General features: G+C 34.0%; 10 protein-coding genes and 1 pseudogene. 9 read left to right on the forward strand and 2 right to left on the reverse strand.

Annotated features, from left to right (window positions below; genetic code table 11):
* Positions 1 to 121 precede the first annotated feature (121 nt).
* From ACFIJS_RS07600 to ACFIJS_RS07625, 6 genes are all read left to right on the forward strand, one after another.
* Entirely contained in the window at positions 122 to 337 is a 216-nt protein-coding gene (locus ACFIJS_RS07600) for a type II toxin-antitoxin system Y4mF family antitoxin (protein WP_100130413.1), read from the forward strand.
* Positions 334 to 1,572 carry a type II toxin-antitoxin system HipA family toxin gene (locus ACFIJS_RS07605; protein ID WP_375650988.1) on the forward strand — a complete coding sequence of 413 codons (1,239 nt, stop codon included), beginning with the start codon at positions 334 to 336 and terminating at the stop codon, positions 1,570 to 1,572. Before ACFIJS_RS07600 ends, ACFIJS_RS07605 begins: the two co-directional genes overlap by 4 nt.
* 203 nt (positions 1,573 to 1,775) lie before the next feature.
* Positions 1,776 to 1,964, forward strand: coding sequence for a type II toxin-antitoxin system RelB/DinJ family antitoxin (locus ACFIJS_RS07610; RefSeq protein ID WP_273724025.1), 189 nt, complete (start codon positions 1,776 to 1,778; stop codon positions 1,962 to 1,964).
* A gap of 36 nt (positions 1,965 to 2,000) precedes the next feature.
* Positions 2,001 to 2,294 carry a type II toxin-antitoxin system RelB/DinJ family antitoxin gene (locus tag ACFIJS_RS07615; protein WP_375650989.1) on the forward strand — a complete coding sequence of 98 codons (294 nt, stop codon included), beginning with the start codon at positions 2,001 to 2,003 and terminating at the stop codon, positions 2,292 to 2,294.
* Positions 2,291 to 2,581 carry a type II toxin-antitoxin system YafQ family toxin gene (locus tag ACFIJS_RS07620; RefSeq protein ID WP_273724023.1) on the forward strand — a complete coding sequence of 97 codons (291 nt, stop codon included), beginning with the start codon at positions 2,291 to 2,293 and terminating at the stop codon, positions 2,579 to 2,581. Before ACFIJS_RS07615 ends, ACFIJS_RS07620 begins: the two co-directional genes overlap by 4 nt.
* 168 nt (positions 2,582 to 2,749) lie before the next feature.
* The gene (locus tag ACFIJS_RS07625) at positions 2,750 to 3,403 is read left to right on the forward strand and encodes a recombinase family protein (protein ID WP_375650990.1); all 654 of its coding nucleotides are present in this window, start codon (positions 2,750 to 2,752) and stop codon (positions 3,401 to 3,403) included.
* Here the strand turns inward: ACFIJS_RS07625 and ACFIJS_RS07630 are convergent.
* The gene (locus ACFIJS_RS07630; protein ID WP_375650991.1) at positions 3,400 to 4,446 is read right to left on the reverse strand and encodes a Fic family protein; all 1,047 of its coding nucleotides are present in this window, start codon (positions 4,444 to 4,446) and stop codon (positions 3,400 to 3,402) included. The two genes, ACFIJS_RS07625 and ACFIJS_RS07630, sit on opposite strands and share 4 nt — an antisense overlap.
* Positions 4,447 to 4,495: 49 nt before the next feature.
* Here ACFIJS_RS07630 and ACFIJS_RS07635 point away from each other — a divergent pair.
* The 3 genes and pseudogenes from ACFIJS_RS07635 to ACFIJS_RS07645 form a co-directional block, all read left to right on the forward strand.
* Positions 4,496 to 4,642, forward strand: a pseudogene (locus ACFIJS_RS07635) (resolvase); the annotation flags it as partial.
* Positions 4,643 to 5,063: 421 nt separating this feature from the next.
* Complete coding sequence (locus ACFIJS_RS07640; RefSeq protein ID WP_375622568.1) at positions 5,064 to 5,756, forward strand: AAA family ATPase; 693 nt, start codon at positions 5,064 to 5,066, stop codon at positions 5,754 to 5,756.
* Positions 5,753 to 6,073, forward strand: a complete 321-nt coding sequence (locus tag ACFIJS_RS07645) for a hypothetical protein (protein WP_375650993.1) — start codon at positions 5,753 to 5,755, stop codon at positions 6,071 to 6,073. The genes ACFIJS_RS07640 and ACFIJS_RS07645 overlap by 4 nt, the downstream gene beginning before the upstream one ends.
* A gap of 98 nt (positions 6,074 to 6,171) precedes the next feature.
* Here the strand turns inward: ACFIJS_RS07645 and ACFIJS_RS07650 are convergent, their stop codons facing one another.
* On the reverse strand, positions 6,172 to 6,528 hold the full coding sequence (locus ACFIJS_RS07650; protein ID WP_375650994.1) for a helix-turn-helix domain-containing protein: 357 nt from the start codon (positions 6,526 to 6,528) through the stop codon (positions 6,172 to 6,174).
* Positions 6,529 to 7,023 lie beyond the last annotated feature (495 nt).

The raw sequence follows: 7,023 nt of genomic DNA on the forward strand, positions 1-7,023 counted from the left end.
TGCACTCTTCTTTGTTCTTCGGATAAGGCTTTAGGAGTATATGGGATAAAAACGTCCCGTACAGGTTTATTTTCTTGTAATAAAAGCATGAAATGATATAATCATCCCGAAAGGGATGATTATGATTGAAAGCAGAATGAAAATATTGGGTTTTATTGTTAGAAATACACGTAAAAAACAAGGATTAACACAAGAACAGTTAGCAGCTACATCAGGGGTTGGTGTGCGTTTTATCCGTGATTTAGAAAGAGGCAAAGAGTCTTGTCATGTTGGAAAAACCATACATGTGCTTTCAATGCTTGGTCTTGATATTCAGATTGAAAATGAAAAATTATGACCCGTACACTTGATGTTTATTTACACGCAAAATTAGTAGGTCAATTACAACAAGAAAAAAGTGGAGATCTCACGTTTCTCTACGATACTGATTATTTGTATAAAGATTTACAGGGCATCTCTGTCTCTCTACCTCCTCGTGTTGAAGCTTATAAAGGTCAAGCAGTAAAAGCCTTTTTTTCCGGTCTCTTACCCGATGATAATGTAAGATATCGTTTAGCAACTTATTTAGGTCTTTCTGAACGAAATGCTTTTGCTTTGCTTGAAGTTGTTGGGGGAGATTGTGCTGGTGCTCTCGCTTTATATCCACATGGACAAGTTCCAAATTTGCCAATTGATGATGTAGAAACTCTTGATGATACTCAATTGAAAGAAATTCTTGAGTGTATTAAACGTCGTCCAATGCTTGCTGGTGGAGATGGCTACAGATTGTCTCTTGCGGGTGCACAAGATAAATTAGCGGTTGGCTTTAAAGATAATCGTGTTCAACTCATTAAAGGGGGTGCTCCGACCACGCATATTTTGAAACCTCTCATTGAACATATTAATGATAGTGCGCATAATGAGCTTTTTTGTATGAAATTGGCAAAACTCGTAGGTATTAATGTGCCGGAAGTGTATTTACATTTTGTCAATAATACACCTTATTGTCTCATCACTCGATATGATCGTCAAATATCTTCTAATGGAACAGTTTTGCGTATTCATCAAGAGGATTTTTGTCAAGCACTTAGTATAGCTCCAGAATTTAAATATGAATGTGAAGGAGGACCTAGTATTGCTGCGTGTCAAACCGTTATTTTCCAGCATACATTGCGTCCTGCTGTTGATCAACTGAATTTTCTTAATATAATTATTTTTAATTATTTAATTGGTAATGCCGATGCGCATGGCAAAAACTTTTCACTACTTTACCAACAGAAAAAACCAGAACTTGCTCCTGCATATGATTTGTTAAGCACAGCTATTTATCTAGATTTATCTCAAAAAATGGCTATGAAAATAGGAGGAGAATATATACCTAAAAAAATATATTTACGTCATTTTTATAAAATGGTTGCGGATACTAAATCCGCTCAATTTTCCTTAAACAAGCAAATAAAAAGAATGGCTGATTCAATCAATGATAAAGCAATAAAATTAAAGAAAGAACTCGAGGGTGAAGGTTTGCGTTCTGAAGTTTTTGATGCAATCATCAATGTTATTCAACAGCGTTCTCAACATTTAAAAATTTAATCTCTTTTCTTTTTTATTTCTCATTTTCTAACGGATAAAGTTTTATGGCGCTATGGATAAACTGCTTAAATGTCCGCCTGATAAGGCTAATACTAATGGTTAATAATGTTAAGTAAGAAAAATTCTCAATTTTAACTCTTGATAGATATACAAAAAAGCATTATTTGAGTACAATGTACTCAACTAAAGAGGAGTTTTAAATAATGGCAAGAATTCAGGTACGAATTCATGATGATATAAATGTTTCCGCGAGTGCTGTTATTGAAGAAGCAGGTCTAACTATATCTGATGTCGTATGTATGTTTTTAACAAATATTGCTGTAGATAGAGCCTTGCCTGTTTATTTATTTAGAACTGAAGGTAATGTCAAAATTCATCAATCTGTAGAGTGAACTAAAACTAGCTTAAATGAAAAGGAGCTTTGGATAATGGCAAGAATTCAAGTCCATGTCCCAGATGCTATCAAACACGTTTCAGAAGAGGTTATTCAATCTACGGGTTTAACTATTTCCGATGCTGTACGTATGTTGATGGTATATATTGCTAAAAATGAAGTTTTACCGCTTGATCTTTTTCAACCTTCTCCAGAAACGCTACAAGCTATCAAGGAAGCAGAGGATGGGTGTATGGAAAGTATGTCATTAGATGATTTGCGAAACATGATCTGCAATGATGAAGATAAAAAACAAATTAAAAAAGCGCGCTTAAGCCAAGACATATGAGGGAAATTATCAGTACTAAATTATTTCGGCGTGATGTTAAACGTGAAAAAAAAGGAAAGCACGCTTACATATTAAAAACAGACTTACTCCTTGTGATTGAAACATTGGCAAAAGACAAACCATTGGAAGTACGTTTTAAAGATCATAGGATGATAGGTGCTTGGCGCGGTTGGCACGATTGTTATAATTGCCATATCAAACCAGATCTTATTTTGCTTTATAGAAAGCCTGAAACTAATACATTAGAATTATTACGTCTTGGTTCCCATTCAGAACTGCGTATATGATTAATTGTTTTTTCCGTTCTTAAAAAAATGAAATTAAAAAACACATATAACAACTTCTAATATCAGAAAAAACGATCATTTTTTATGATAGGAAATCATGTATTTATTTGACATTTTTTTTTAATAAAAATATATCAGTTTTAATCTAAATTGACGTTTTTATTGAATATGGAAAAATTTTACGCTTATTTGCGCGTTTCTCGTGATGGACAAGATACAGAAAATCAAAAATTTGGCTTGTTAGAATATGCTAACAAACATGGCTTTGCTCCACTCCATATTGAAGAGGAAGTTGCAAGTAGAGGACAAGACTGGCGCAAACGTAAGCTGGGTGCTTTAATTGAAAAAGCAGAACGAGGAGATGTGTTGTTAACACCTGAATTTTCTCGTATTGCTGGTTCTTCTCTTGCTGTCTTAGAAATTCTCAAAGCTGCTAGTGAACGGGGGTTGATTGTTCATGTGACAAAACAAAACCTCATCATGGACGGAAGCTTACAGAGCGATATCATAGCAACCATTTTAGGTATGGTAGCGCAAATTGAAAGACATTTAATTCAAGAGCGCACAAAAGAAGCTTTAAATGTTGCTCGTCAACGAGGGATAAAACTAGGGCGTCCAAAAGGAAGTATTGCTACGCAATTAAAGCTGGACAATCACATTGATGAAATTCAAGCATTTATAAATGTTGGTTTGTCACAAAGCCGTATTGCCAAGACATTAGGAGTTAGTGTGAATACCTTGCGCTTATTTATTGAACGCAAAAATATCAAGCCAACAAAAATTAAGCCACTCATTACCATGTCAAGAGCATTGGAGAATTAAGGCAAGCTATACCAAGTTGATCGCCCTCCTCCATGACGTATCAAAAGATCTTTTTCCACTAATGATGTAAAGGTTGCTTTAAGTGTATTGGGACTTGCTCCAATTTCACGGACCATATCGCGGGTTGTAACACGCCCATGATCACGAACATAGTCAATAATATTAAGAGCCAATTCAGACAAATTCAAAAGAGCATTTTTTTCACTTTCTATTTTTATTTCTAATTGGAATTTTTGTTTTTGTAGAGCACGTAAAAAAAAGAGTATCCAAGGTTCCCAATTAGGTGTCTTCGTATAAATTGTCTTTTGCGTTTGATTCAAAGCTAAGTAGTAACTTTCTTTATTATTCTCAATGACGCTTTCAAGTGACGAATATGGTACATAAGCATAACCTTTTTGTAACAAAAGCAAAGTTGTTAAGATACGACTTAAACGTCCATTTCCATCTTGGAAAGGATGAATAGCTAAAAAAGTGACATTAAAAATAGCAATCATAAGTAAAGGATGAAGATTGTTTAATTCATTGGTTTTATTAAACCAATGAATAAGTTCTTGCATTCTGTATGGTGTGTCAAATGGTGTTGCTGTTTCAAAAACAATACCAACCATTTTCCCTTCAGAATTGAATGCTGCTACATCATTACGTAATGTCTTATATTCTCCTCTATGACGTTCATCTTTATCGCTCTCATATAAAAGATCACGGTGCAGCTGTTTAATATGATTTTCTGTAATAGGAATATCGTTCCAAGACTGAAAGATTATTTCCATAACTTTTGCATAACCAATAACTTCTTGTTCATCACGGCTTTTAAAACTTTTACTTTCTAAGTTTAACAAAAGTTTTTCAATCTCACGGTCTGTTAATTTGTTTCCTTCAATACGAGTAGAAGATCCAATACTTTCAACAGTTGCAATATGGCGAAGAGCATTTAAACGTTCTGGAGCAAGAGTACCAAGGGCGCGCCACGCACCTTTGAACTCATCAATTTCAGTAATGAGAGCTAACAATTCTTGTGTGATTTTGAGTGTATCTGTTTTCATACCGGATTGTATACCGGATTATACCGGATTACAATAAGACTTTTTTACATTTGTTAATGTTGGTTTGTCACAAAGCCGTATTGCCAAGGCATTAGGAGTTAGTGTAAATACCTTACGCTTATTTATTGAATGCAAAAACATGAAGCTTACAAAAATAAAGCCTATCATTACCACGCCAAGAACATTGGAAAATTAAGATAAACTCCGCCAAGTTGATAGTTCTTTTCCATGATGTGATGCATTGAAGTATGTTTATTATTTACGTACAAAATACATAATAAATAAATGATATTTATTTATTGTTTATTCACTAAATAAGGAATATCTTAATGTCTGTAATTACTATGTGTTCAACAAAAGGTGGTATTGGAAAATCAACATTTATAGTTTGTTCTATAGGTATTAGCTTACTCATTAAGAAAGGAGTTTTACTGACCGCCTGTTAAAGACCGATTATACCTGATTTGAAATTAACAAGATATAAATATTTATTACGTATTTTGTACGTAAATAATAAATGTTCACAAAATAAATAATTATTATTTATGATTTTAATAAATACGTAATAAATAAATGATATTTATTTGGTGTTTATTCATTGAATAAGGAATATCTTAATGCCTGTAATTACTATGTGTTCAACAAAAGGTGGTGTTGGAAAATCCACAATGGCATTAGTATTAGCTAACGTTTTTGCTAAAGCCGGATCTAAGGTGAAATTAATTGATGCAGACCCAAATCAACCACTTGTGACATGGATGAAAAGATCTGTAGATACAATGCCCCAAAATATAGAAGTTTCTGGAAATATTACAGAACAGAATATTGTTTCTTGCATTGATGATGCTGTAGAACAGTTTCCATTTGTTATTGTTGATCTTGAAGGTTCTGCTAATCTTGCGGCTTCTTTTGCTATAGGGAGAGCGGATTTGGTTTTGGTTCCTATGAGAAAAAAACAACTTGATGGAGATCAGATAGGAAAGATCATTGCTTTAATAAAACAACAGAGTCAGTTTTTTAAAAGAGAAATACCTTTTCGTATCGTATTTTCTATGACTAATACCTTAAACAGTCGCGAAGGACAGCATATAGAGAAAACGTTAGAAAAAGCTAATCTTCCTATTTTACCTGCTTCATTAACTGAAAGAGGAGCTTTTAGTGCTCTTTTTCAAATAGGGGGGTCTCTCTTTGATTTAGCATCTTCTGATGTGAATAATCCCCAAGCAGCACAAGAAAATGCAACGGTTTTTGCTAATGCTGTTGTGAAGGTATTGGATAATGAAAATTTATTAAAGGACAAAGTAGCATGACAAAAAGAGCTGAAATTGTATTACCGGATCTTGAAAATTTACAACCGTTTACAAAAGCACAAAAAGTAGATGAACAAGAATTAGGGAAGATAAGTCAAAATAATGGTTTTACGACACGTCATAGTGTAGAAACAAAACGTGGTAGTGGACGTAGAAGACGTAGTTTAAAAACAGCACGATTAACACTTGCACTTGAACCAGAAGTAAGAGACAGTTTTTGGTCCTTAGCAGACGATCTTAATGAAGATGGTGGTGATTTTCTTAATCGTCTTATTGAAAATTACGTAAATAACAATTACACACAAAATAAACGATGATTATTTATTATTTACGTACAAAATACGTAATAAATATTTAAAATATTCTTATGAATAGAGAAGATAGCTGTATGTAATATAATTTAAAAAGCATTCTTCTATTCGGAAACCAACCACAAAATTGCTTTCTGTTTTTTAGGTTTTAGTTGTCTAAAACCTCTTAAAAGGGAGTATTCTTCTTTACTGGAAATTCCTTCATCATAAGAGTATAAAATATTTCTTTTTTGTGAAATATCGGTATAAAAAAAGGAGATATTAATATCTAGTATGTTAGCGATTTCCTGCAAACGTCCAGCTCCTACACGATTTGAGCCGTTTTCATATTTTTGGATTTGTTGGAAGCTTACTCCTAATTTGTTTCCTAATTCGGTCTGAGAAATTCCCATAAACTTTCTTCTGTCGCGAATTTTTTTTCCTACAGAAATATCATTAAAATGTGGAGTTTTGTTTTGCACTTTAAATTTCCCCCGACCGGGTGCGAGCGCCCTCGCATTGGCATTCCGGGAGTTTGAAAGCACTGAACTCGATCAGCCTTTTGCTTTTAGTATTTATAATACTTGGACATAGCAAAAGCCCCCGGAATTCCGGGGATACCATTAAAGTGGTATCGATTTTTGTTTAGCGAGTTTTCAGGCTTTCAAATCCCTATTGACCGTTGCGTAGACGATCAAAATCACATGCCAATTAATAAAGTAGTTTCATGATATTGGCAAATAAAAATAGTTTTTATTTATAAACTTTATTTTTAAATGAGAGGCTATCCGCCTCTCAAACTCTCCGTACGCTCACCAAAATCATGACATCAGATCCGCGTTTAATGAGGGGACTAACAAGTCTTGGTTCTTAGTGTCAAGGAAACCATTACATGGCGCCTAACGGCGTCCTTGACAAAGAACCTAACGTCTTGTTTCGTCCTTCTCACGCGGCTCCGAAATCATGATTAGAGGGGG

Origin of the sequence: Bartonella sp. OT172YNZD, from assembly GCF_042193725.1 — a bacterium.
Taxonomy (GTDB): domain Bacteria; phylum Pseudomonadota; class Alphaproteobacteria; order Rhizobiales; family Rhizobiaceae; genus Bartonella; species Bartonella grahamii_A.